The organism is Catenulispora acidiphila DSM 44928, from assembly GCF_000024025.1.
GTDB lineage: Bacteria > Actinomycetota > Actinomycetes > Streptomycetales > Catenulisporaceae > Catenulispora > Catenulispora acidiphila.
The window spans coordinates 5,234,034-5,256,685 of record NC_013131.1; the positions used below are offsets into that span (position 1 = coordinate 5,234,034).

16 protein-coding genes are annotated in these 22,652 nt (G+C 70.2%); 9 read left to right on the forward strand and 7 right to left on the reverse strand.

Features of this window, described 5'->3' with window-relative positions; translation table 11 throughout:
• The first annotated feature begins 77 nt into the window (after nt 1-77).
• From CACI_RS22760 to CACI_RS22770, 3 genes are all read left to right on the forward strand, one after another.
• Nucleotides 78-4,091 (forward strand): Pls/PosA family non-ribosomal peptide synthetase, encoded by a 4,014-nt coding sequence (locus CACI_RS22760; protein ID WP_015793193.1) that lies wholly within the window; start codon nt 78-80, stop codon nt 4,089-4,091.
• Entirely contained in the window at nt 4,088-5,470 is a 1,383-nt protein-coding gene (locus tag CACI_RS22765; RefSeq protein WP_015793194.1) for a M1 family metallopeptidase, read from the forward strand. The genes CACI_RS22760 and CACI_RS22765 overlap by 4 nt, the downstream gene beginning before the upstream one ends.
• A 119-nt stretch (nt 5,471-5,589) precedes the next feature.
• Nucleotides 5,590-6,585 carry a pirin family protein gene (locus tag CACI_RS22770; RefSeq protein WP_015793195.1) on the forward strand — a complete coding sequence of 332 codons (996 nt, stop codon included), beginning with the start codon at nt 5,590-5,592 and terminating at the stop codon, nt 6,583-6,585.
• Nucleotides 6,586-9,057: 2,472 nt separating this feature from the next.
• Here CACI_RS22770 and CACI_RS48150 read toward each other — a convergent pair.
• Nucleotides 9,058-10,371: a class I SAM-dependent methyltransferase gene (locus CACI_RS48150; protein ID WP_143765354.1), complete on the reverse strand. Its 1,314-nt coding sequence runs from the start codon at nt 10,369-10,371 to the stop codon at nt 9,058-9,060.
• Nucleotides 10,372-10,567: 196 nt separating this feature from the next.
• Between CACI_RS48150 and CACI_RS22790 the strand changes: the two genes are divergently transcribed.
• From CACI_RS22790 to CACI_RS22805, 4 genes are all read left to right on the forward strand, one after another.
• A complete protein-coding gene (locus tag CACI_RS22790; RefSeq protein ID WP_015793197.1) occupies nt 10,568-11,200 on the forward strand; it encodes a TIGR03085 family metal-binding protein in 633 nt (210 codons plus the stop codon).
• A gap of 23 nt (nt 11,201-11,223) precedes the next feature.
• Entirely contained in the window at nt 11,224-12,003 is a 780-nt protein-coding gene (locus CACI_RS22795) for an exodeoxyribonuclease III (protein ID WP_041542227.1), read from the forward strand.
• Between the two features lie 224 nt (nt 12,004-12,227).
• Nucleotides 12,228-13,415, forward strand: coding sequence for a PP2C family protein-serine/threonine phosphatase (locus CACI_RS22800; protein WP_015793199.1), 1,188 nt, complete (start codon nt 12,228-12,230; stop codon nt 13,413-13,415).
• 130 nt (nt 13,416-13,545) lie between these two features.
• A complete protein-coding gene (locus CACI_RS22805; RefSeq protein WP_015793200.1) occupies nt 13,546-14,103 on the forward strand; it encodes a DUF6939 family protein in 558 nt (185 codons plus the stop codon).
• Here CACI_RS22805 and CACI_RS22810 read toward each other — a convergent pair.
• The 6 genes from CACI_RS22810 to CACI_RS22835 form a co-directional block, all read right to left on the reverse strand.
• The gene (locus CACI_RS22810; RefSeq protein ID WP_015793201.1) at nt 14,057-14,602 is read right to left on the reverse strand and encodes a GNAT family N-acetyltransferase; all 546 of its coding nucleotides are present in this window, start codon (nt 14,600-14,602) and stop codon (nt 14,057-14,059) included. The two genes, CACI_RS22805 and CACI_RS22810, sit on opposite strands and share 47 nt — an antisense overlap.
• A 101-nt stretch (nt 14,603-14,703) precedes the next feature.
• On the reverse strand, nt 14,704-15,885 hold the full coding sequence (locus CACI_RS22815) for a family 2 encapsulin nanocompartment cargo protein terpene cyclase (protein WP_015793202.1): 1,182 nt from the start codon (nt 15,883-15,885) through the stop codon (nt 14,704-14,706).
• Between the two features lie 60 nt (nt 15,886-15,945).
• The gene (locus tag CACI_RS22820; RefSeq protein WP_015793203.1) at nt 15,946-16,794 is read right to left on the reverse strand and encodes a geranyl diphosphate 2-C-methyltransferase; all 849 of its coding nucleotides are present in this window, start codon (nt 16,792-16,794) and stop codon (nt 15,946-15,948) included.
• Between the two features lie 139 nt (nt 16,795-16,933).
• Nucleotides 16,934-18,019, reverse strand: coding sequence for an isoprenoid biosynthesis enzyme family protein (locus tag CACI_RS22825; RefSeq protein ID WP_015793204.1), 1,086 nt, complete (start codon nt 18,017-18,019; stop codon nt 16,934-16,936).
• Between the two features lie 50 nt (nt 18,020-18,069).
• Nucleotides 18,070-19,503 carry a family 2B encapsulin nanocompartment shell protein gene (locus tag CACI_RS22830; protein WP_015793205.1) on the reverse strand — a complete coding sequence of 478 codons (1,434 nt, stop codon included), beginning with the start codon at nt 19,501-19,503 and terminating at the stop codon, nt 18,070-18,072.
• Nucleotides 19,504-19,748: 245 nt separating this feature from the next.
• Nucleotides 19,749-20,279, reverse strand: a complete 531-nt coding sequence (locus CACI_RS22835) for a MarR family winged helix-turn-helix transcriptional regulator (protein WP_015793206.1) — start codon at nt 20,277-20,279, stop codon at nt 19,749-19,751.
• A 100-nt stretch (nt 20,280-20,379) separates the two neighbouring features.
• Between CACI_RS22835 and CACI_RS22840 the strand changes: the two genes are divergently transcribed.
• Nucleotides 20,380-21,747 carry an MFS transporter gene (locus tag CACI_RS22840; RefSeq protein ID WP_015793207.1) on the forward strand — a complete coding sequence of 456 codons (1,368 nt, stop codon included), beginning with the start codon at nt 20,380-20,382 and terminating at the stop codon, nt 21,745-21,747.
• 62 nt (nt 21,748-21,809) lie between these two features.
• Complete coding sequence (locus tag CACI_RS22845; RefSeq protein ID WP_015793208.1) at nt 21,810-22,466, forward strand: O-methyltransferase; 657 nt, start codon at nt 21,810-21,812, stop codon at nt 22,464-22,466.
• Nucleotides 22,467-22,652: the final 186 nt, after the last annotated feature.

Below are 22,652 nucleotides of genomic sequence, written 5' to 3' on the forward strand. Positions count from 1 at the left end.
TGATCTCTGTTGATATCCTGACATCGGCCAGGCCGCGAACCCCCGCGCGCCGCCCTGCCGACGGCGAGGATGCCCGAATGGATCAGCCGGTGTCCGGTCTGGACGCCCTTGCGGTGTATGACGCGTCGGCGTTGGCACCCGCTCCTCGAACGCTCATCGACATCCTGCACGCGACCGCGCGTGCGCACCCTGACGCCACCGCGCTGGACGACGGCCGCCGGGCCTTGGACTACTCCGCGCTGCTCGTGGAGGCCTCGGCGATGGCCGCTCGGCTGGGCCGGGCGGGTGTCGGTGCCGGGGACCGGGTCGGGGTGCGGGTCCCGTCGGGGACCGTCGATCTCTACATCGCGATTCTCGGGGTGCTGACAGCCGGCGCCGCGTACGTGCCGGTGGACGCCGACGACCCGGACGAGCGTGCGCAGCTGGTGTTCGGCGAGGCCGGGGTGCGTGCGGTGATCGGCGAAGGTCTGCGCATCGCGGCCGAGCCGGCCGAGCCGGCCGAGCCGGCCGAGCCGGCCGAGCCGGCCGAGCCGGCCGAGCCGGCCGAGCCGGCCGAGCCGGCCGAGCCGGCCGAGCCGGTCCAGCCGGTCCAGCCGGCCGAGCGAACCCAGCCGGTCGAACAAGCTGAGCACGCCGCAGCCGCTCCCGCGTCCCGCCGCCCCCCAACCCTCACCGACGACGCCTGGATCATCTTCACCTCCGGCTCGACCGGCAAGCCGAAGGGCGTGGCCGTATCGCACCGCAACGCCGCGGCGTTCGTGGACGCCGAGGCCGGCCTGTTCCTGCGCCAGGCGCCGATCGGCACCACCGACCGCGTGCTGGCAGGGCTCTCGGTGGCCTTCGACGCCTCCTGCGAAGAGATGTGGCTGGCCTGGCGCAACGGCGCGTGCCTGGTCCCGGCGCCCCGAGCGCTGGTGCGAAGCGGAGTCGATCTGGGTCCGTGGCTGGTGGAGAACGGCATCACCGTCGTCTCCACAGTTCCGACCCTCGCGTCGCTGTGGCCTGCCGAAGCGCTGACGGACGTCAGGTTGCTGATCTTCGGCGGTGAGGCGTGTCCGCCGGAGCTGGCTGAGCGTCTGGCCGTGACGGGGCGCGAGGTGTGGAACACCTACGGCCCGACCGAGGCGACGGTCGTGGCGAGCGCCGCGCTGCTGACCGGTGAGAGTCCGGTCCGTATCGGGCTGCCGTTGGACGGCTGGGAGCTAGTGGTCGTCGACGACTCCGAAGAGCCGGTGCCGATGGGCGGCTCGGGGCAGTTGGTGATCGGCGGCGTGGGGTTGGCGCGGTATCTGGATCCGGAGAAGGACGCTGAGAAGTACGCGCCGCTGAAGTCGATGGACTGGGATCGGGCGTATCGCAGCGGGGATCTGGTGCGGGCCGATGCTGAGGGTCTGGTTTTCCTGGGTCGGGCCGATGAGCAGGTGAAGCTGGGTGGCCGCAGGATCGAGCTGGGCGAAGTCGATGCCGCGCTCCAGGCGTTGCCGGGGGTGGCGGGCGCGGCTGCCGCGGTGAAGCGGACGGCTGGCGGCGCGGAGATTCTGGTCGGCTATGTGGTTCCGGCCGAGCCGGGTTTCGATACGGCGGCGGCGCGGGCGGCGTTGGGCGAGAAGTTGCCGGCGGCGTTGGTGCCGAGGATCGCGGTGGTCGAGGAGTTGCCGGTGCGGACGTCGGGCAAGGTGGATCGCAATGCGTTGCCGTGGCCGTTGCCGGGGGTGGAGGAGCCGGTCGAGGCGGCGGAGTTGACGGTCGCGGAGGATTGGCTGGCTGAGCCGTGGGCTGCGGTGTTGGGCGAGCGTCCGGTGCGTCCGGAGGTGGATTTCTTCGATTCGGGTGGCAGTTCGTTGGTGGCGGCGCGGTTTGTGTCGATTCTGCGGTCGCGGTATCCGACGGTGACGGTGCGGGATGTGTATGACCATCCGACGTTGGGGGAGTTGGCGGCGCGGCTGATGGCGTTGGCTCCGGAGGCGGTGGGTCTGGTCGCGGAGTCGGTGCCGGATGTGGCGCCGGTGAGCCGGGGTGCGCAGGCGGTGCAGGTGGTGGCGATGCTGCCGTTGGCGACGGTGGGTGCGCTGCGGTGGCTGACGTTGTTGGCGGCGTTGGGGAATCTGGTGGATGTGCCGTGGGCGCCGCGGGTGTCGTGGTGGTGGGTGGCGGCGGGGTTCGTGGTGTTCGTCTCTCCGCCGGGCCGGATCGCGGTGGCGGCTTCGGGGGTGCGGTTGTTGGTGCGGGGTGTGCGGCCGGGTGAGTATCCGCGGGGCGGGTCGGTGCATCTGCGGTTGTGGGCTGCGGAGCAGTTGGCGTGGCGGGTGGGTGTGTTGACGACGGTGACGGGCCCGTGGAACACGGTGTACGCGCGGGCGTTGGGGGCGCGGCTGGGTCCGGGGGTGGATTTGCATTCGCCGCCGCCGGTGACGGGGATGCTGCGGATGGACGCGGGGTCGTCGGTGGAGCCGGAGGTGGATCTGACGGGGTTCTGGGTGGACGGCGGCCGGGTCCGGGTGGGTGAGTTGCGTATCGGTGCGGGGGCGTCGGTGGGTGCGCGGTCGTTGTTGTTGCCGGGGGCGCGGATCGGTGAGCGGGCGCGGATCGCGCCGGGTTCGTCGGTGGGCGGTGTGGTTCCGGCTGGTCAGGAGTGGGCGGGGTCGCCGGCGGTGCGTCTTCGGAAGGCGGAGCGGCCTCCGGGGTTGGCGCGGCGTTCGCGGGTGTGGACGCTGATTTACGGCACGACCGCGGTGGGGTTGGCGTTGTTCCCGTTGGTCGCGGCTATTCCCGCGTTGCTGATCGTGGCGGGGTTCGTGCATGACACGGCGACGGTGTGGCAGGGCTTGGGGTGGGCTCTGGTGGGGGTGTTGCCTGCGACGCCGGTGTTCGTCGTCTGTTACGCGCTGCTGACGCTGGTGTGTGTCCGGGCGTTGAGTGTCGGGATGGTGGCCGGCGATCATCCGCTGCACAGCCGTCGGGCGTGGCAGACGTGGGCGACGCTGCAGTTGATGGCGATGGCGCGGGTGTGGCTGTATCCGCTGTACGCGAGCATCCTGACGCCGTCGTGGCTGCGTGTTTTGGGCATGCGGGTGGGGCGTGGCGTGGAGATGTCGACGGTGTTGGCGGTTCCGGCGATGACGACGGTGAACGACGGCGCGTTCCTGGCCGACGACACGATGGTCGCGCCGTATGAGATGGCGGGCGGCTGGCTGCGGGTGGGGCAGGCGCGGATCGGCAAGCGGGTGTTCGTGGGGAACTCCGGGATGGTGGCGCCGGGCCGCAAGCTGCCGAAGGAGAGTCTGGTCGGGGTGTTGTCGGCGGCTCCGCACAAGGCGAAGCGGGGCAAGTCGTATCTGGGGATGCCGCCGGAGCGGCTGCGCCGTCCTGGTCAGGATGTCGATGACGCGTTGACGTACAACCCGCCGCGGCGGTTGAAGGCAGCGCGCGCCGCGATCGAGGCGGCGCGGGTGGTGCCGATGATGGTGACGGCGGCGGTGGGGTTGTCGGCGGTGGCGGTGGTGACGCAGGTGGCGCGCAGTTGGGGCGTGGCTGCGGGGGTGTTGTTGGGCGGTGTCGTGTTTTTGGCCGCAGGAGTCGTGGCGGGCGCGGTGGCGGTGGTGGCGAAGTGGGTTTTGGTGGGGCGGATCGGGGTGTCGGATCAGCCGCTGTGGAGTTCGTTCGTGTGGCGCAACGAGTTGGCGGACAACTTCGTGGAGTTGGTGGCGGCGCCGTGGTTCGCCGAGACGTGGTTGGGCACTGCTGCGTTGAACGTGTGGCATCGGGCAATGGGGTCGCGGGTGGGCCGGGGTGTGTGGTGTGAGACGTATTGGTTGCCGGAGGCGGATCTGATCGTGTTGGGGGATGCCTCGACGGTGAACCGGGGGTGTGTGGTGCAGACCCATCTGTTTCATGATCGGGTGATGAGTATGGATGTGGTGCGGGTGGAGGCGGGTGCGACGTTGGGTCCGCAGGGTGTGATTCTGCCGGCGGCGCAGATCGGGGCGCAGGCGACGGTGGGTCCGGCGTCGTTGGTGATGCGGGGTGAGTCGGTGCCGGCGCATACGCGGTGGCAGGGCAATCCGATCGCGCCGTGGCCGGAGCAGGCGTGAGCGGGGAGGTGGCGGCCGGCGCGCGCCGTGCGGGTTCGGGTGCGGCATCGGGCGCTGGTGCGGGGTCGGGTTCGTCGGGTTCGTATTTCCCACGCCGTGGCGATGACGGCTATGTGGTGGAGCACTATGAGCTGACGTTGGACTATCGGGTGGCTTCGAACCGGTTGTCGGCGGTGGCGGTGGTGCGTCTGTGGGCGACGTCGGCGTTGTCGGTGGTGGTGTTGGATTTCGCCGATCTGCGGGTGGATCGGGTGATTTTGCAGGATGGCCGGCGGCTGCGGTTCGAGCATCGCAAGGAGAAGTTGCGGGTGGTGCTTCCGGCGGCGGTGGCTGCTGGGGAGCAGGTGGTGTTGGAGGTGGTGTATCGGGGTGCGCCGCGTCCGACGTCGAGCCGGTATGGGGGGTTGGGTTGGGAGCAGTTGGCGGACGGGGTGTTGGTGGCTTCGCAGCCGACGGGGGCTCCGTCGTGGTTTCCGTGTAATGACCGGCCGGATCAGAAGGCGACGTTCCGGGTTCAGGTGACGACGGCGTCGCAGTACCGGGTGGTGGCGAACGGCCGGTTGGCGGGGGTGGCGCACAGCGGGTCGTCGTCGACGTGGACGTTTGTGCAGGATGTGCCGATGGCGACGTATTTGGCGACGGTGCAGATCGGGCCGTATGCGCGTCTGGAGTTGTCGGGGGAGGCCGGCGGGGTGCCGTTGGCGCTGGTGGCTCCGGCGCGGCGGTTGGAGGCGGCGCGGGCGGCGTTGGGGTCGCAGGATGCGATGGTGGCGTTGTTCGGGCGGTTGTTCGGGCCGTATCCGTTTGACGCGTACACGGTGGTGGTGACTGATGACCGTCTTGAGATTCCGGTGGAGGCTCAGGGTGTGTCGCTGTTCGGCAGCAACCATATGGTCGCCGATTGGGATGGGGAGCGGCTGATCGCGCATGAGTTGGCGCATCAGTGGTTCGGTAATTCTTTGACGTTGGGGGATTGGCGGGATATCTGGCTGCATGAGGGCTTCGCGTGTTATGCGGAGTGGTTGTGGTCGGAGGGTTCGGGTGGGCGGTCGGCGGATTGGCACGCGCGTTTGTGGCATGAGCGTTTGGCGCGGTTGCCGCAGGATGTGGTGTTGGCTGATCCGGGTCCTGCGGATCTGTTCGATGACTGGGTGTACAAGCGGGGTGCGTTGACGTTGCACGCGCTGCGGTTGTCGGTCGGGGATGAGGCGTTTTTCGGGGTGCTGCGGGAGTGGACGCGGCGGTTCCGGCATTCGACGGTGTCGACGGCGGATTTCACGGGGTTGGTGGCGTCGCGGGTGGAGCGGGACGTGGCCGGGTTGTTCCAGGCGTGGCTGTTCGGGACGGCTTTGCCGGAGTTGCCTAGGGCGCCTCGGTAGCGGCGCAGGGTGCGGGACTGCGTGCGCGGGGCATCTGCCCGCGCGGAATATTCAACTTTCAACTACCGTTGGAGCCGGGTGACCGTGAACCGGCCCCGATCCGACCCCTGGAGGCTGCCGTGCCTGCTGTGACTGTAGAGAACCCGCTGGCGCTGCCCCGTATCGCCGCTGTCGCGCCGGATGCGACGCCGCGGCCGGTGCTGGCGGTGGCGACCGCGCCGAGCGGTTTCGAGGGGGAGGGTTTCCCGGTGCACCGGGCGTTCGCCGGGATCCGGTCGGAGTATCTGGATCCGTTCATCATGATGGATCAGATGGGCGAGGTGGAGTACGCCGCCGGGGAGCCGAAGGGCACGCCGTGGCATCCGCACCGGGGTTTTGAGACCGTCACGTACATCATCGACGGCACGTTCGTGCACCAGGACAGCCATGGCGGCGGCGGTGTCATCACCGACGGCGACACGCAGTGGATGACGGCTGGTTCGGGTCTGCTGCACATCGAGACTCCGCCGGAGAAGCTGGTGCAGAGCGGCGGGCTGTTCCACGGCATCCAGCTGTGGGTGAACCTGCCGGCGGCGAAGAAGTGGTCGCCGCCGCGCTACCAGGACATCCGCAGCGGCCAGGTGGGTCTGGCTTCCTCGCAGGACGGTGGCGCGCTGGTGCGGGTCATCGCCGGCGGTATCGACGGGGTGCAGGGCCCGGGCAGCACGCACACGCCGATCACGTTGGCGCACCTGTCGATCACGCCGGGCGCCCGGGTGGAGCTGCCGTGGCGCAAGGACTTCAACGCGCTGGTGTATGTGCTCAACGGCCGCGGCACGGTCGGTGACCAGAGTCGTCCGGTGAAGTCGGCGCAGGCCGCGGTGCTGGGCGCGGGCGATTCGATCGTGATCGCCGCCGATCAGCAGCAGGAGGGGCGCCACCCCACGATGGACGTGATCGTCCTGGGCGGTGAGCCGATCCGGGAGCCGGTGGTGCATTACGGCCCGTTCGTGATGAACACCGAGGATGAGATCCGTCAGGCGCTGCTGGACTTCCGTTCCGGGAAGATGGGTGTGGAGCCCACGGAGGCGATCCCGCACATCCAGCCTGGTGACACGCCGCCTCCGGCGGTCTAGAGCGGCAGGCTTCCAGGGCCCGCGGAACCCCCTGAACGGGTTCTGCGGGCCCTCGTTGTGCGGCCGGACAGCATAAAGTCGCACCAGTGGCCACAGCAGGGAAACTTCTTCACGTTCGTCTCACCTTCGGTTCAGTAGACTCTCTGCGATTCGCCCCGCCCGCCACCGGCCAGCGCATTCGAGCGGCTCATGCTGCCCTCACGTACGTGCGGATCACCGAACACTCGTCGACTTCATAGGTGAGGGATCGTTGAACCGTCTCGTCCTCATTGGCGCCATGCGAGCGCGCGTCCGGCAAACCCAGCCGGCGGCGCTGCTGGCCGTTCTGGCCGTGGCGCCGGCGCTGGTGGTCACCGCGTGGCTGATCGCGACGTTCCCGCTGGTGTGGATGCACCAGTTCCGGCCGTGGACGGCGTGGCCGCTGTCGATCGTGCTGGCGGCCGTGCTGCTGCGCTTCGGACTGCCGCCGGCGATACGGGCCTCGGCGACGCTGCGGGTGCCGTGGTGGGTGCTGGGCGCGGTGCTCGCCATAGCCGGGGTGTTCATGGTGTTCGCCGGCGCCACCCACAGCGAGCAGGTGATCCTGCACCGGGACAACGGCTCTTACGCCGAGATCGGCTACCAGCTGGCGCACAACGGCCGGCTGGACAATCCGGTACCGGCCGGGGCGTTCGGCGGCTCGGCCGGGGAGATGACCTACGACAGTGCGGCGTTCTACCGCGTCGGCGGGCAGATCGTGCCGCAGTTCATGACCGGGTGGCCCTCGATGGTCGCCGCCGGCTGGTGGGTCCACGGCTGGACCGGCGAGCTGCTGATGCCGGCGCTGGTCGGCGCCGCCGGGCTGCTGGCGATCGCGGGCCTGGCCGCACGGCTTGCCGGGCCGCGCTGGGCGCCGCTGGCGGCACTGGTCACCGGACTGGCCTTCCCGGTGTTGAAGAACTCCCAGACCACGTTCTCCGAGATGCCCGCGCTGCTGCTGCTGGTCGCCGCGGTCTACCTGCTCGGTGACCTGCTGGTCGCCAGCGAAGCCGCCGAGAAGAGCTCCACGCAGCTGCGCACGATGGCCTTCATCGCGGGACTGGTGCTCGGCGTCGGCGAACTGGTCCGGCTCGACCTGGTCCTGGACCTGGCGCTGCTGATGCCGGTACCGGCGTGGATGTGGGCGCGGCGCCGCCCCGGCGTGGGCGCCTGGCTGCTCGGCGCCATGTTCGGCCTCGGTCTCGGAGCCCTCGACGCGCGCCTTTTGACCTGGCCGTATGTGCTGGGGAACAAGGATTCGGCGAAGTTGGCCACCGAAGCGTTCATCGTGTCCTCCATCGTGTCGTTCGCCGTGGCCGCGGTCGTTCGGCGCTGGGGTATGCCGCAGCGGCTGTGGCGCCTGGTGCCGGCCGCCGCCGCGGGCGTGGCCGGCGTGCTGGGGCTGGCGCTGGTGGTGCGGCCGTATGTGTCGACGGCGCGGTCGAACTCCCCGTCGTCGCAGTATCTGGAGTCGCTGCAGCAGCTGGCGGGTCTGTCACCGGATGGGACACGTACCTACGCCGAGCAGAGCCTGCGCTGGGTGTCCTGGTATGTGGGCTGGCCGCTGCTGGCCGCGGCTCTGGTCGGCGCGGTCGCGCTGACCTGGCGGGTGCTGCGCGGAGATGAGCTGCGCTGGCTGCCGGCGCTGCCGGTGTACATGGTGTCGGCGGCCATTCAGCTGTGGCGGCCCTCCATCACCCCCGACCACCCTTATGCCGACCGGCGCCTGGTGGTTGTGATCCTGCCGGGCATGGTGCTGCTGGCGGTGTGGACGGCCGCGGCCGCGACGCGGGCGGTGGCCGGCTGGATGCACGGTCGGCAGAAGAACACCGAGCGCCGCTCGCTGCTGACGCCGGTCGCCACGGCCACCGTCGCGGCGCTGGTGATCTCGGCGGCGTTCGTGGTACCGGCGGCTGCGGCGAGCGCCCCGGTCGCGACCGACCGGACCGAGTTGGGCGAGGTGGCGGCGTCGAACGCGGTGTGCCGGACGCTGACGCCGGACCGGGACACCGTGGTGCTGCTGGACGGGATGTGGATGGCCACGATACGGATCCAGTGCCACACGCCGGTGGCGATGCTGATCAACGCCGACGAGAACAGCCTGGCGAAGGTCAGCGCGGACATCGCCGCCTCCGGTCGGGTGCCGGTGATCGCCGCCTCCGGGCAGCAGACGCTCACCAACAACGGCTACGCCGTGACCGACGTGCACTCGGGCCGTGGTCACCTCGACGCGGCAGGACCAGCAGGCGATCGTGCACCGCCCGACCAAGACCATTCCTCAGCCCGGCATCGAGTACTGGTACGTGCGGCCGGACGGCAACTAGGACCGGCCAGACTGCCGCCAGCCGCCAGCATCCGGCCATCCGGCATCCGGCATCAAGCAAAAAGTCACTCGGCTCCGGTATCCGACCAGCGCGACCAGCGCGCGCCCGGCCGGACACCGGAGCCGGTCTCTCACATCCAGCTGCGGCGCGAGGCCGGCATCCGTGCGGCACCGGATTCTTCCGGTACCACTCCGAGCAGCTGGTGGATGCCGATGCCGCCGTCCTCGAAGCCGAGGGCGGAGCCGGCCATGTACAGCAGCCACACCCGGGCCCGCCCCACGCCCACCAGCTCCACCGCGCGGTCCCAGTTCTTCTGCAGGTTCTCCACCCACGCGCGCAGCGTCAGCGCGTAGTGCTCGCGCAGCGCCTCCACGTCCCGCAGTTCGAACCCGGCCTGCTGCATCGCGGCCGCGGTGACGCCGGCGTCCAGCAGTTCCCCGTCGGGGAAGACGTACCGGCCGATGAAGCTGCGGCTGCTGATCTTCGACCCGCCGGGGCTGGAGATGGCGTGGTTCAGCAGCCGGCCGCCCGGGCCCAACAGCGCGAACAGCGTGTCGAAGTACTCCGCGGTCCGCTCGGTACCGACGTGTTCGAACATGCCGACTGAGGAGATGGCGTCGAACCGTTCCCCGCTGAGGTCCCGGTAGTCCTGCAGCCGGATCTCCACCTGGTCGCTGACGCCGGCGGCGGCGACGCGCTCGCGTGCCAGTTCGGCCTGCGCCGCGCTGATGGTGATGCCGACGACGCGCGCCCCGTAGTGGGTGGCGGCGTGGATCGCCATGGAGCCCCAGCCGCAGCCGACGTCCAGCAGCCGCATGCCCGGGCCGCGGTCCAGGCCGAGTTTGCGGCAGATCAGGTCGTGTTTGGCGGCTTGGGCGTCGGCGAGGGCCATGGTGGCGGCCGGTCCTTGGCTTCCGTCGTCTTCGGGGGAGACGAAGCGGGCGCAGGAGTAGGTCATCGATTCGCCGAGGACCAGCTCGTAGAACTCGTTGCCGACGTCGTAGTGGTGGCTGATGGCCTGCGAATCGCGGCGTTTGCTGTGCAGCCGTCCCTTGGGGTGTGCTTCCTGCTCCGGCGGGGCGGGTCGTCCGCGCAGGGCGCCCATTTTCGCGGCGGCGCCGAGTGCTTTGAGCGCCGCTTGGGCGCCGAGGCTGGCGTCGTTCGGCGCGCCCTGTTGCAGGGTGCGCAACACGGTGAAGATGTCGCCGCTGAAGTCCAGGTCCCCGGCTACGAACGCCCGGACCAGTCCCAGCTCTCCGGGTGCCCACACCATGTGGGCCAGTGCGTCCTTGGAGCGCACGACCACGGCTCCGACGGTGCGGCCGGTTCGGGGCGCCAGTGAGCTGCCGTCCCAGAATTCGAACCGGACCGGCGGCGGCGCGGTGCCGAGCGCGGCGGTGAGCAGGGGCCTGAATACGGCGGCGACGGTGGTATTAGTACCCATACAACTATCTTGCATCGTAACAAGCGCCGGAGCGCTACAGCCGCGCCACCTTGTGGTCGATCGAGCCACACCCTTGGCCGAATCGCCGGGTGTGAGGTGGCGCGCGCCGTGGTGCTGTGACGAACCAGACAGCGGTGTAGCGGACCGCCGCGGGGTGTACCAGACAGCCGGGTGGGCGCGCCCCTACCCTGGGCTTATGGGAACCCATGCACGCGCTGAGCGCGCTCACCTCGCCCAAGTGTTGACCGATGCCGGTCCGGATGCCCCGACGTTGTGCCAGGGGTGGACGACGCGGGATTTGGCGGCGCATGTGGTGGTGCGGGAGCGGCGGCTGGATGCCGCCGGCGGGATCATGATGAAGGCGTTGGCGCCGCGGCTGGCGCGGGTGCAGGCGGAGTTCGCGGCGCGTCCGTGGCCGGAGTTGGTGGAGATGGTGGCCGCCGGGCCGTCGAAGCGGTCGCTGTTGGGGGTGGCGGCGGTGGATGAGGCGGCGAATGTTGTGGAGTTCTTCGTGCATTGTGAGGATGTGCGGCGGGCCAAGCCGGGGTGGGAGCCGCGGGTGCTGGATCCGGAGTTGGCTGAGGTGTTGTGGAAGCGGGCTTCGGGGATGGCGAAGCTGGTGGGGCGGCGCGCGCCGGCGGGTTTGGTGTTGCGGCGCCCGGATGGGCAGACGGCGGTGGCGCATAAGGGGGCGCCGGTGGTGACGGTGACTGCTGATCCGGGGGAGTTGGTGATGTTCATGTCGGGGCGGCAGGGGCATTCGGTGGTGGAGATGGAGGGTCCGGAGCAGGCGGTGGCGGCGGTCCGCGGCGCGAAGTTCGGGCTGTGACCCATAAGCTGTCCGGCATGGTGGTGCGGGTGGCGACGTGGAATGTGAATTCGGTGACGGCGCGGGTCGAGCGGCTGGTGGGCTGGTTGGACTCGGCGAAGCCGGATGTGGTGTGTCTTCAGGAGTTGAAGACCACCGATGAGGCTTTCCCGGCCGGGCAGTTGGCTGATGTGGGGTATCAGGCGGCGACGTGGGGGACGGGCCGGTGGAACGGTGTGGCGATTCTGTCGCGGCTGCCGATTGCTGATGTGTGGCGGGGTTGGCCGGATCTGCCGGATTTCGACGGGGTCGCCGAACCGCGGGCTTTGACTGCCACCTGTGGTGGTGTGCGGGTGACGTGTGTGTATGTGCCCAATGGCCGGGAGTTGGGGCATCCGCATTTTGATTACAAGCTGCGCTGGTTGGATTCGTTGACGGCGTCGGTGGCTGAGCCGGCGCGGGGGGAGTTGCCGTATGCGGTGTTGGGGGATTTCAACATCGCTCCGACCGATGCCGATGTGTGGGACATGTCGTTGTTTGCCGAGTCCACGCATGTGACGCCGGCTGAGCGGGCGAAGTTGGCCGATCTTGAGGCGCAGGGCCTGGTGGAGGTGCTGCCTCGGGCATTGAAGTACGACAAGCCGTATACGTATTGGGATTATCGGCAGTTGGCGTTCCCGAAGAACAACGGCATGCGGATCGATCTGGTGTTCGGCAATGCGGCGTTCGCCGGGGCGGTGCGCGACGCGTATGTGGACCGGGAGGAGCGCAAGGGCAAGGGCGCCTCGGACCACGCGCCGGTGGTGGTGGATCTCGATGTGTAGCGCCCTGTGGTGACGGTGGTGACGACAGCGCTGACGGCCAGCCGCCGGGGCTTCCCGCGGCGGTGCCTGCCGCGGCGGGTCGCGCGTTCGGCGCAGCTGCGCGCGCCGCGGCGGCCCGGGCCGTGATCCGCTGATCGCACCGATCCGAGCCGAGCCGATCCGATCCGACTGAGGCACCGCGCCTGGCGCGCAGTGCCGCCGACCCCCCTTTTGGACACGAGACGATGGTTTGGCTCCGCCGCCCGGACCCCCGGCGCGACATCGCGGTGTCCGCGGCCGTGGTGCCCGGCGACCCGGAGGCCGGCGGCACGCCGGTGACGGTGACGCCGGCGCATTCGACGTGGACGCAGCGGCTGGTGCCGTACCTGTTCATCGCGGTCATCGTCGGCGCGGACCTGGCCACGCCGAAGGAAGTCACCTTCTCCTCGACCCTGTCGGTCGCCCCGGCACTGTCGGCACTGCTGACCCGTTCGGTGTTCCAGACGATCTGCACCTCCATCACCGCCATCGGCGTCTCGGCGGTGCTGTACACCTATTCGCTGCACGTCGCCGGCGAGGTGGAGGTCGCCGCGTGCGGCGCGATCCTGGTGGTGACGGTCGTCAGCGCCGTCAGCCTGGGCCTGGTGGGGCGGCAGTCGCGGATGCTGGCGAACGTGCGCAGCGTCGCGGAGACCGCGCAGCACGTGGTGCTGCGGGAGGTGCCGCCGGAGCTGACGCAGGTCCGCACCGCGGTGGCCTACCGCGCCGCAGCCGCCGAGGCCCGCATCGGCGGCGACCTGTACGAGGCGCTGTCGACGCGCTTCGGCGACCGGCTGCTCATCGGCGACGTACGCGGCAAGGGCCTGCCGGCGGTCGAGGCAGCCGCCGACGTCCTCGGCGTGTTCCGGGAGGCGGCATACACCGAGGCCGACCTGTCCCGCGTCGCCGACCGCATGCACGCGATGCTGGCCCGCCGCCCAGCCGGCACCGAGGAGTTCGTCACCGCCGTCCTGCTCTCCGTCCACCCCGAACGCCCCACCGTGGAAGTCGTCAACTGCGGCCACCCCCCACCCCTGCTGATGCGCGACGGCCACGTCGCCGCCCTAGCGCCAGCCGAACCCGGCCCACCCCTGGGCCTGTTCGACCTGGCCACCCCATCCGGCAGCGCCTCAGCACCGGCCTCAGCCCGCTTCGCCCCCGGCGACACCCTCCTGCTCTACACCGACGGCACCACCGAAGCCCGCGACCACACCGGCCGCTTCTTCGACCTCCCCGCCTTCCTCACCGGCCGCCCCGCAACCAGCCCAGCGGAGCTGACCCGCCAGATCCTCACCGGCCTGGCAGCACACGCCGGCGCGCGCCTGGACGACGACGTGGCGCTGCTGGTGGTGCGGCGCAAGCCGTATGTGCCGGGGCCGGCGGCGGAGGTTTAGGGGTGGTGGCCCGTGGACTGGTGGGCTTCGCCGTCCAGCTGACCGGTCAGCATGCCGCGTCGGTGCTGGGCGGTGCGGCGCCTATGTGGCTCGGGCGGGACTGTCGGTGCTCTCGGCGAGGCTGAGGCGCATGACGATCCACATCGCCAGCCGCCGACGCTCCGCCGCGTCGCTGAGCGCGGAGTTCAGCGGCGCGCGCATCATCGACGTCACGTCCAAAGGCCCGCAGCCCTGGGTACGCATGAGCCCGTTCTTCCCCCACAGCGGCATCCCGGTGCCGCTGTCCGACGGCGCCGTGTCCCAGTCGGTCGAGGGCATCTGGCAGGCACTGAAGGTGTTCCCCGGCAGCGACGTCGACCCGCGCAAGCTCGACGTGGCGTCCATGACCGGCCTGAAGCGCACCGTCCGCAAGCACGGGCCCGTCCTCGGCCACCGCGCAGGCCTGAACGGACAGGACCTGCTGCCGTACGAGCAGGCCCGCCGCCGCATCTTCCTACCCGCCTACCGCTGGGTACTGGAGCACAACGTCACCGACCTCATCGCCGAGCTGCGCGCCGCAGACGGCGACATCGTGCTGCTGGACTACACCGTCAACGGCGACGTCACCGACACCAGCAGCGCCCTGTCACACGCCGCGCTGATCAGGCTGTATGTCGAGGACCGCTGGCCGGAAGAGCACACCGCATAGCCACCCGGGGTCCGAGCGCGTCCAACCCGATCTCGGCCTCGTGGCGGCGCAGTGCTGCCAAGGGCTCGGGCAGTGCGGCGGGGTCGATGACGGTGAATCCGAGGCGGGCATAGAACGGGGCGTTGAACGGTACGTCGGCGAACGTCGTCAGGGTCAGTGCGCTGTGGTGGTTCGACACGGCCCAGTCGCAGCACGCTTGTACCAGTGCCGTTCCTAAGCCGCGGCGGACGAACGCAGGATGCACCGATAGCTGCTCTATGTGCGGGACGGCGCCGACCAGGTCCAGGCGTGCGAATCCCACCGGTGGGCGGCCCGCCACCAATACTGCGGCGGCGTCGGTGAAATCCGGCGTGTGCGGCAGCGGGAGCGGCTGCGTCTGTGGCAGCGGCCAGATGCCGAACTGTTCGAACACCGCGTCGGCTGCCAGCTCCAGTGCGGCGAGCCCTGCGTAATCCTCGGCGCTGGCCGGGCGTATGGGGAAGAGGCGCTCGTCGGTCACAACCCGAGCGTAAGGGCGAGTGCGATGGGTGGTCGGGCGGCGCGCGCCGCCCGACCACCCCCGGTGAGTCTGGTGAGTCCCTACCGGCAGCTAGGTAGGCGCTACTTGTACCGGGAGGAGTTGTCGTGCCACTCCAAGCACCCTCCCATCCATGCGCGTGCGCCGAGGACGAACCGCTGCAGCTCCGGCGAGGGCACGGCCGCGAGCGCAGCGCGGCTGTGCTCGAAGCCGCGCACCACGTCGTTGTGCAGGGCGACCACCTGCTCGGTGGCTTCGGCGATGGAGCAGTCGCGTTCGGCGGCTAGGAGGAGGACCAGGTTGCAGTCTGGGTCCTCGCCGGCTTCGCGGGCTGCTGATGCCAGGTCGTTTACGAGGACTGCTGCTGTGCCGGCTTGGGTCAGGGCGCGGTGGAACAGGGGTTCGGCGAACAGTTCTGGGGGGAGTTCGTAGCCGCCGACGACGTCGATGAGGATCATGGAGGTGTAGAAGGAGTCGTGTTGGCGTGCTGCTAGGTAGCGCCAGGCCTGGGGGGTGATGCCGGCGTGGCGCCAGGCGTTGTAGGCGTTCCAGGACACGTACATCTGGTGTGTGGTGTGCCGTACGCGCATCACTTGTGCTGCTGAGGCGTGGCGGGTGACGTGTGCCAGTGCCGAGCGCAGGGATACCAGTACCGGGTCGGAGACGACGGCGTCCTGTAGTGGCGGTGTGAACTCCCCGACCGGGGGTGGGGGGTCCAGTGCTGAGGAGACCAGTGCCAGGCGCTCCGGTAGTGCTTCGGCGACGGCGCCCAGGTCGGTTTCGTCGGCGTAGTAGTCATCGCTCGCCCACCAGGCGGCGTTCATCTGTGCGGAGACCAGCAGCAGGTCCGGGTCGTCGCATTCGGGGTGCGCCAGGGTGATCAGCCGGCCGAAGCCGGTCTTGGCGAACTCCTCCAGGTGCCCGGCGTGCAGCCCGATCCGCTCGGCCCAGGCCACCAGACGTGCGTTCACGTCGGCGGCCAGGGCCTCGTCGAGGCGGGACGGCGCCGGACAGTACAGCGGGGAATGCGACCCGTCGCCCCACGCGCGCAGCTCGATCGGTGCCGGCGCCAGCCGCTCAGGATGCTGCGGCGGACGCGCCGGGCTCTCCGGACCCGGATCGACATCGGAGCTGTGCCAGTGCTCCGAACGCGCCTCCGGTGCGGCAGCCTCCCACGGCGGCCGCGCCGGCGGCGGCCCGGTCAGCGCGGCCAAACCCGGCAGCACCGCCGCAGCGCTGCGCCCGGTGTCGGCGATCAGGGTCATGGCGTCTCTCCCCGCATTACTTTCGGTGAAGTCCTCACAGATCCGGGACGTCGCGGGCCCTCAGACCTTGTCGGCGGCGATCATCAGGTAGTGGAAGCTGCCCTCCTTGTACGCGGTCAGGAACGCCTCCTCGATCCCGGTCGTCACGTTCGACTGCTCCCGCAGCTCCCAGTACGGGATCGTCGCCGCCGTCAGGTCCACCACGCTGATCGGGACCAGGCCGTTTTCGACCATCGCCGCGAAGTACTCCGAGCGCGGATGGATGTCGCAGATGTAGTGCGCGTTGATCTGGCTCACCGACCGCGACGGCAGCGCCCCGTAGGCGTCGTTGAAGCAGCCGGTGATAGTGACGTACCGCCCGCCCGGCGCCAGGGAGCGCGCGTGCTCGGCGAACAGCGAGTGCAAGTCCACGTACATCGTCGACTCGTTGTTCCAGATCGCCTGGAACGTGCCGTCGGCGAAGCCGTTGTCCAGCATGTTGCGCAGGTGGTAGTTCACCTTCCCCGACAGGCCCATCTGCTCGGCGCGGTTGTTGGCGAAGTCGACCTGCTTGCCGGAGATCGACAGCCCGTCGACGCGGCAGCCGAACCGCAGCGAGGCCATCAGCGACGTGCCGCCGCGGCCGGACCCGGCGTCCAGCAGCCGCTGCTCGGCGGTGACCGGACCGAGCTGGTCCAGCAGGAACTCGGCCTGCGCCGTCTCCAACCGGTGCATCTCGGCGATGACGCGCGCCTCCCGGTCGTCGGCCGGCGCCTGCAGCACCGACCAGTCGACGTCGCCGATGCCGTAGTGGTGGTGGTAGATACCGTCCACCTCGCCTAAGCGGATGTTCACCGGGTTTTTCTCCCGGTCCCAGTAGTCGGCGACAGACTCCTGGTAGCGGCTGGTGACAGCAGACTGCGAACCCATGGCGAAACCACCCTTCGTAGAGGTACTGCGAGGCAAGGCTGCGTCGTAGGAACAGGGACGGATACAGCGGGTCAAGCAGGTCAAGCCGATAGTGCCGATAGTGCGGATCAAGCGGATACAGCGGAGAAGAAAGCTCGTGTCAGGGCGCGGGGTGCTCGGCGACGGCGTGTTCGCAGACCGCGTGCCAGGTGCGGTGTCCGCCGAGCCACGTCCACAGGCCCGCCAGATATCGGCGAGTGGAAGGATCGGCCGAGCCGGCCAGCTGTGTGGCGTGATGCTGGAACGCCCGCATCGCCTCGTCGTGGACCTGCGCGGCACGCCGCCCCGCAGCGCCTGCGGTAAGACCCTCGGCGCGCGCGATCGCCGCAGTCAGACCCGACGGTGCCGGCGAGGCGATGTCGTGCAGCAACGCCGCCGCCAACGCCGCCAGCCGCTGCGCGCGCCGCAGCTCCGGATCGCCTGAGGACGACGGCGACAACTCGTACCCGTCGACCGCGTCCAGCGCCGCCAACGCCGGGCTGTAGGCGTTGACGTGCCCCAGCGACAGGTACTCCCACGGCGGACGCGGACCGGAGACGGTAGCCGTAGGCGCCGCCGCAGACAACGCCTCGCATTCGGCCCGCACCCGCGCGACCTGATACGGCGAAGCCGGCAATCCGCCGAGCCCGGCCATCGCCGACAGCAGCGCCGGGGCGGCGACACCGGCGAGACCGGCGCGCGCCGGATCGGCCAGGTCCAGGTGGGAAGGCAGGGCGTCATCGGGGACGTCGCAGCCGTCGTAGATCTGCGCGAGCGCCTCGCCGACAGCACCGGCCGGCGACGCAGCAGCAGCCGAAGCAGCAGCAGCGGGGGAGTCCTGCGGCGCCCCGGAGCGCTCCGGCGCGCGCCGCAGCAGATCCGCCTCCGAAGCTCCCATCGCCCCAGCGGCCAGCACCCGTCCGACCGCCAGCAGCCGCGCCGCCACCTCCAGGCGGCCCGCATCGTCGGTGTCCGGATGCGCCAGCACCGCCAGCCGTCCGAGTCCGGCAGCCGGGCCCGGTGCCAGCCCGACGCCGGCGGCCCAGGCGTCGAGGCGCTGCTGCACCGTCTCGGCCAGGCCTGGGTCGTCGCGTACTGCCGGCGGGCAGTACAGCGCCTCGGTCACGCGTGCCGGCCGTCCGGTCTGCGACAGCCGTGAGGCCGCCATGCCCAGTCCGGTGTGCGGCACCGCAGCGATCGTGCCCATCAGTCCCCGTCCCCTTCCGCTTCAGCTTCCGCTTGGCCTTCCGGTGTTCCTCAGCCGCGCGGTGCCGCGACGTCGACGTTCTCCAGGATCCCGATGGCGTCGGGCACCAGGACCGCGGTCGAGTAGTACGCGGTGACCAGGTATTTGATGATCGCCTTGTCGGTGATCCCCATGAACCGGACGTTCAGGCCCGGTTCGTACTCATCCGGGATGCCGGTCTGCCGCAGCCCGACCACGCCCTGCTGTTCCCGGCCCAGGCGCATCGCCACGATGGAGGAGGTGTGGCCGTCGGCGACGCCGATCTTGCCGCAGGGGTAGATCGGGACGCCGCGCCACGCCGGGACCGCGTGTCCGTCGATGAGCACCGGGTCCGGGTACAGGCCGCGTTTGCTGCACTCGCGGCCGAACGCCGCGATCGCCTTGGGGTGTGCCAGGAACATGGTGGTACTGCGGCGCATCGCCAACAGGTCGTCCATGTCATCCGGGGTCGGCGGCCCGGACCAGGTGCTGATCCGCTGGTCGTAGTCGGTGTTGTGCAGCAGCCCGAACTCCCGGTTGTTCAGCAGCTCCCACTCCTGCCGCTCCCGGATCTCCTCGATCGTCAGCCGCAGCTGCTCTTTGACCTGGTCCATCGGGTCGTTGTAGAGGTCGGCGACGCGGGAGTGGACCCGCAGGATCGTCTGCGTCAACGACAGCTGATACTCGCGCGGGGACAGCTCGTAGTCCACGTAGGTGCCGGCGAGTTCGACCTCTCCTTCGTGTCCGGAGGTGACGTCCACGACCGCTTCGCCTTTGGAGTTCACCGCACGGTCGGTGCGGGCCACGAAGGCGTCGATGTGCTCCCGCAGGTCGGCGTTGCCCTCGCGGATGCGGGCGAAGTCAGCCATCGGCATCGCCAGCAGCGTGCCGGCGGTGGTGGCCTTCACCGTGGCGCTCCACAGCGGATCGGCCTGCAGCAGCACCTCATCTCCCAGGTGCGCGCCGTCGGTGAGGACGCCCAGCAGCGTCGGCTCGCCATAGGCGCCGATGGTGCTGCGCTCCACCCGGCCGTGCGCCAGGATGAACACCTCGTCGACCGGATGCCCGGCCTCGGCGATGACCTCGCCGGGGGCGAAGTCCCGCGGCGTGAACAACCCGGCCAGCTCGGCCAGCACCGCGTCGTCGGCGAACCCGCGCATCACCGGGATCTCCCGCAGCGTCTCCGGCACGATCCGGATGTCGTCGGCGCCGCTTTGCACCACCGCCACCCGCCCCCGGCCCACCGCCAGGCTCAGCCGCCGGTTCACCCGGTACGTGCCGCCGGAGACCTCCTCCCACGGCAGGCGCCGCAGCAGCCAGCGGGAGGTGATGCCGCGCATCTGCGGCTGCGTCTTGGTGGTGGTGGCCAGATTGCGGGCCGCATCAGTACTCAGGGACAGCGGCGAGTCCGTGGCGGCGGGATCCTCGGGCGCTTGCTCGGCGGTGCGGTCCGGAGTGATCGTCATGGCCGGGTCCTCCTAGTCATTGCCCGTGCCGGGGTCCGAAAGGGCTCCCTTTTGAACTAAGGCGAACCAAAGCCGGCCCACCAGTGCGCGACCAGGTGGCGGATCACGCGCGGCAGTGGCGCGCGCCTGCCCGAACGGATGGGTTTGCACGAAAGTCCCGCGGCGCTGACGTGCGGCGCGCGCGGTGCTGCGGATTCGCCGGTGTTCAGCCAGCCCGGTGCGGACTGTCGGCCGCGGGGTGGGTGTCAGCCGCGGCGGTCGGCGCCGGCCGCGGGGTGGGTGTCGGTGGCGGCGAGTTCCTCGGCGCGCAGCAACATCTTCTTCAGCAGGGCGTTGACGCGGGCCCGCTCCCGCTCGTCCAGGGCGCCGACGATCTGCCGCTCCACCTCGTCCTGGAAGCGCATGCCCGCCAGCCACTTGGCGTGGCCGGCGTCGGTGAGCTCGACATCGACGCGGCGGCGGTCGGCGGTGCCGCGGATCCGGCGGACCAGCCCGGCCTGCTCCAGGGCGTCCAGGCGGCCGGTGACGCCGGCGGGGGAGAGCAGCAGCTCGGCGGCCAGCTCCCCGGGGGTGGCGCGGCGGTCGTCGCGGGCGGCGAGGCGGTGCAGCGTCTGGAACTCGAAGTCCTGCAGACCGATCTGCTCGACCATGCGGCGTTTGCCGTGCGCGACGTGCTTGGTGAGGTTCTGCATCCGGGTGATGACCGCCTCGACCGTCTCGTCGTACGGCGCTTTGCCGCGCCAGCGGGCCAGGTGACGGTCGACAGAGTCCTCCATGGGGTCAGTATGGAGCGGCACGGCGATGTTTCGCCAGCGAAGGTTCGAGCGAGAAGTATTTCGTTGACGAATGATTCGGTGGCGAAATACTGTGGCGGGTATGACAGCCCCCTCCCCGGAGTCGGATGCAGTCGGCGCGCCGGGCGCGGTCGGTGTGCGCAGACTCATGCTCGGCCGCACCGCCGCCGCACTGGCCACCTCCCTGATCCCCACCACGCTGACCCTGGCCGTCGTGCACGCCGGCAGCGCCGCCGGAGCCCTCGGCGTGATCCTGGCCTGCGAATTCGTCCCCATGCTGCTGCTGTTGCCCGTGGCGGGGGTGTTCGCCGACCGGTTCCCGGCGCGCCGCGTCATCCTCGCCGCCGACCTCACCCGCGCCGCCGCCCAAGCCGGCATCGGCGCCACCCTGCTGGCCGGCGGCGTGAACGTCGCGGCGCTGTCGGCGCTGGCGGCACTGACCGGAGGCGCCGTCGCCTTCGGCACACCGGCAGTACGGACCCTGGTATCGGCCACGGTCTGCGGACCGCAGCGGCAGCGACTCAACGCACGGCTGTCGGTGTGGCAGCAACTGGCGCAGTTCGCCGGACCCGGCGTCGCCGGAAGCCTCATGCTCGGCATCGGAGCCGGCTGGTCATCGCTGCTGACCGCGGCGCTGTTCACCGGATCGGCACTGACCCTCGGCGGGCTGCCCACACCGGCACGCCACAGCGCCACGGTCACGGCCACGGCCACGGCCACAGCACTGGCCACCGACAATGCCGACGCCGACACCTACGCCGATGGCAACAACGCCACCGACAGCCGCGACACCGTGCGGCGCGCGCCGTTCCTGCAGGAGCTGCGCGCCGGATGGACCGAAACCCGCCGCCACTCCTGGTTCATCGCCAACGTCCTGGGCCACGGCATCTGGAACATGACCGCCGGCCTCCTGCTCACCCTCGGCCCGGTCATCGCCGTCAACCACCTCGGCGGCGGCACCGCCTGGGTCATCACCCTGCAATCGGGCACCGCCGGCATGCTCGCCGGCGTCTGGACGGCAGGGCGCCTGCACCTCCAACGCCCCCTGATAGCCGTGGCCCTCGGCGCCTCCGCCTACGCGCTGCCGCTGGCGGCGCTCGCCGCCACCGCACCCCTGCCGCTGCTGCTGGCCGCCTACACCGCCGGCATGTTCGGCCTGGGCATCCTGGATCCGCTGTGGGAGACCACCGTCCAGCAGCGCATTCCTCGGCATGCCCTGGGCCGCGTCGGCTCCTTCGACAGCCTCATCTCCTTCGCCGCCCGCCCCGCCGGACTGGCGCTCGCCGCCCCGATCGCCACAGCCGTCGGCACAGCGCTGCCGCTGGCGGTCGCGGCGGTACTGGTCGGGGGAGCGAACCTGGCAGTGCTGCTGCTGCCCGCAGTACGCGAACACCCCAAGGCTGCCCAGGCCGTACCGGCGCCACTGGTCAGCGCCGGAGCCGCAACGTGATCGAGCACGGGTGGCTGCTCACGGCGCGGCGGGGCGGCGGCCTTGCGCGTATCGTCACCAGCATGACCCGAGGCTCGATCAACCTGGACGGCGCGCTCCAGGACTACGTCGTGGACCACACCACCGCCCTGGATGAGGTGCAAAGAGCTCTGATCGCCCGCACCACCGAGCTGGGCTCGCCGTCCGGGATGCAAATCGGCGCCGAGCAGGCGCAGCTGCTCACCTTGCTGGTGCGGCTCACCAACGCCAAGCACGCGGTCGAAGTGGGGACGTTCACCGGTTTCTCCGCCATCGCCATCGCACGCGGACTCGCCCCCGGCGGCAAGCTGCTGTGCTGCGACGTCAGCGAGGAATGGACGAGCATCGGGCGCGCGGCGTGGCAGCAGGCGGGCCTGGCCGACCGGATCGAGCTGCGGCTGGCGCCGGCCGCCGAAACCCTGGCGGCGCTGCCGGAGCAGGAGTACATCGACTTCGCGTTCATCGACGCCGACAAACCCTCGTACTGGACGTACTACAGCGAACTCGTGCCGCGCATGCGCGCCGGGGGAGTGATCGCGGTGGACAACGTGCTGTGGAGCGGACGCGTCGTGCAGGACGAGCCGGAGGAGGAGTCCACCCGGCTGCTGAAGGAGTTCAACGACAAGGTCGTGCGCGACGAACGCGTCGACGTCGTGATGCTGCCGGTCGGCGACGGCGTTTCTTTGATGTACAAGCGGTAGTCGCCGAAACGGGTACATCAGGACGCGTAATCAGCATTACACGACATGGCTATGGAGTGGCGGAGAGGGCTTGCGGCGGGTTGAGGAGCATTGTGCTTCAGATGCGCCACGCGGCTCGGTGGCGCTGAACGTCAGATCTGCTCTCACAGCAGCCGAAGACGCGCTCCTAAGATCCGTAGATCCGTT

Bases quoted from the DNA above. Each gene is read 5' to 3' on its own strand.
- CACI_RS22825 (WP_015793204.1), bottom strand. From the start codon at position 18,019: ATGGGCACGATCGCTGCGGTGCCGCACACCGGACTGGGCATGGCGGCC.
- CACI_RS22790 (WP_015793197.1), top strand. From the start codon at position 10,568: ATGGGAACCCATGCACGCGCTGAGCGCGCTCACCTCGCCCAAGTGTTG.
- CACI_RS22805 (WP_015793200.1), top strand. From the start codon at position 13,546: ATGACGATCCACATCGCCAGCCGCCGACGCTCCGCCGCGTCGCTGAGC.
- CACI_RS22830 (WP_015793205.1), bottom strand. From the start codon at position 19,503: ATGACGATCACTCCGGACCGCACCGCCGAGCAAGCGCCCGAGGATCCC.
- CACI_RS22835 (WP_015793206.1), bottom strand. From the start codon at position 20,279: ATGGAGGACTCTGTCGACCGTCACCTGGCCCGCTGGCGCGGCAAAGCG.
- CACI_RS22820 (WP_015793203.1), bottom strand. From the start codon at position 16,794: ATGGGTTCGCAGTCTGCTGTCACCAGCCGCTACCAGGAGTCTGTCGCC.
- CACI_RS22760 (WP_015793193.1), top strand. From the start codon at position 78: ATGGATCAGCCGGTGTCCGGTCTGGACGCCCTTGCGGTGTATGACGCG.
- CACI_RS22800 (WP_015793199.1), top strand. From the start codon at position 12,228: ATGGTTTGGCTCCGCCGCCCGGACCCCCGGCGCGACATCGCGGTGTCC.
- CACI_RS22840 (WP_015793207.1), top strand. From the start codon at position 20,380: ATGACAGCCCCCTCCCCGGAGTCGGATGCAGTCGGCGCGCCGGGCGCG.
- CACI_RS22815 (WP_015793202.1), bottom strand. From the start codon at position 15,885: ATGACCCTGATCGCCGACACCGGGCGCAGCGCTGCGGCGGTGCTGCCG.
- CACI_RS22845 (WP_015793208.1), top strand. From the start codon at position 21,810: ATGACCCGAGGCTCGATCAACCTGGACGGCGCGCTCCAGGACTACGTC.
- CACI_RS48150 (WP_143765354.1), bottom strand. From the start codon at position 10,371: ATGGGTACTAATACCACCGTCGCCGCCGTATTCAGGCCCCTGCTCACC.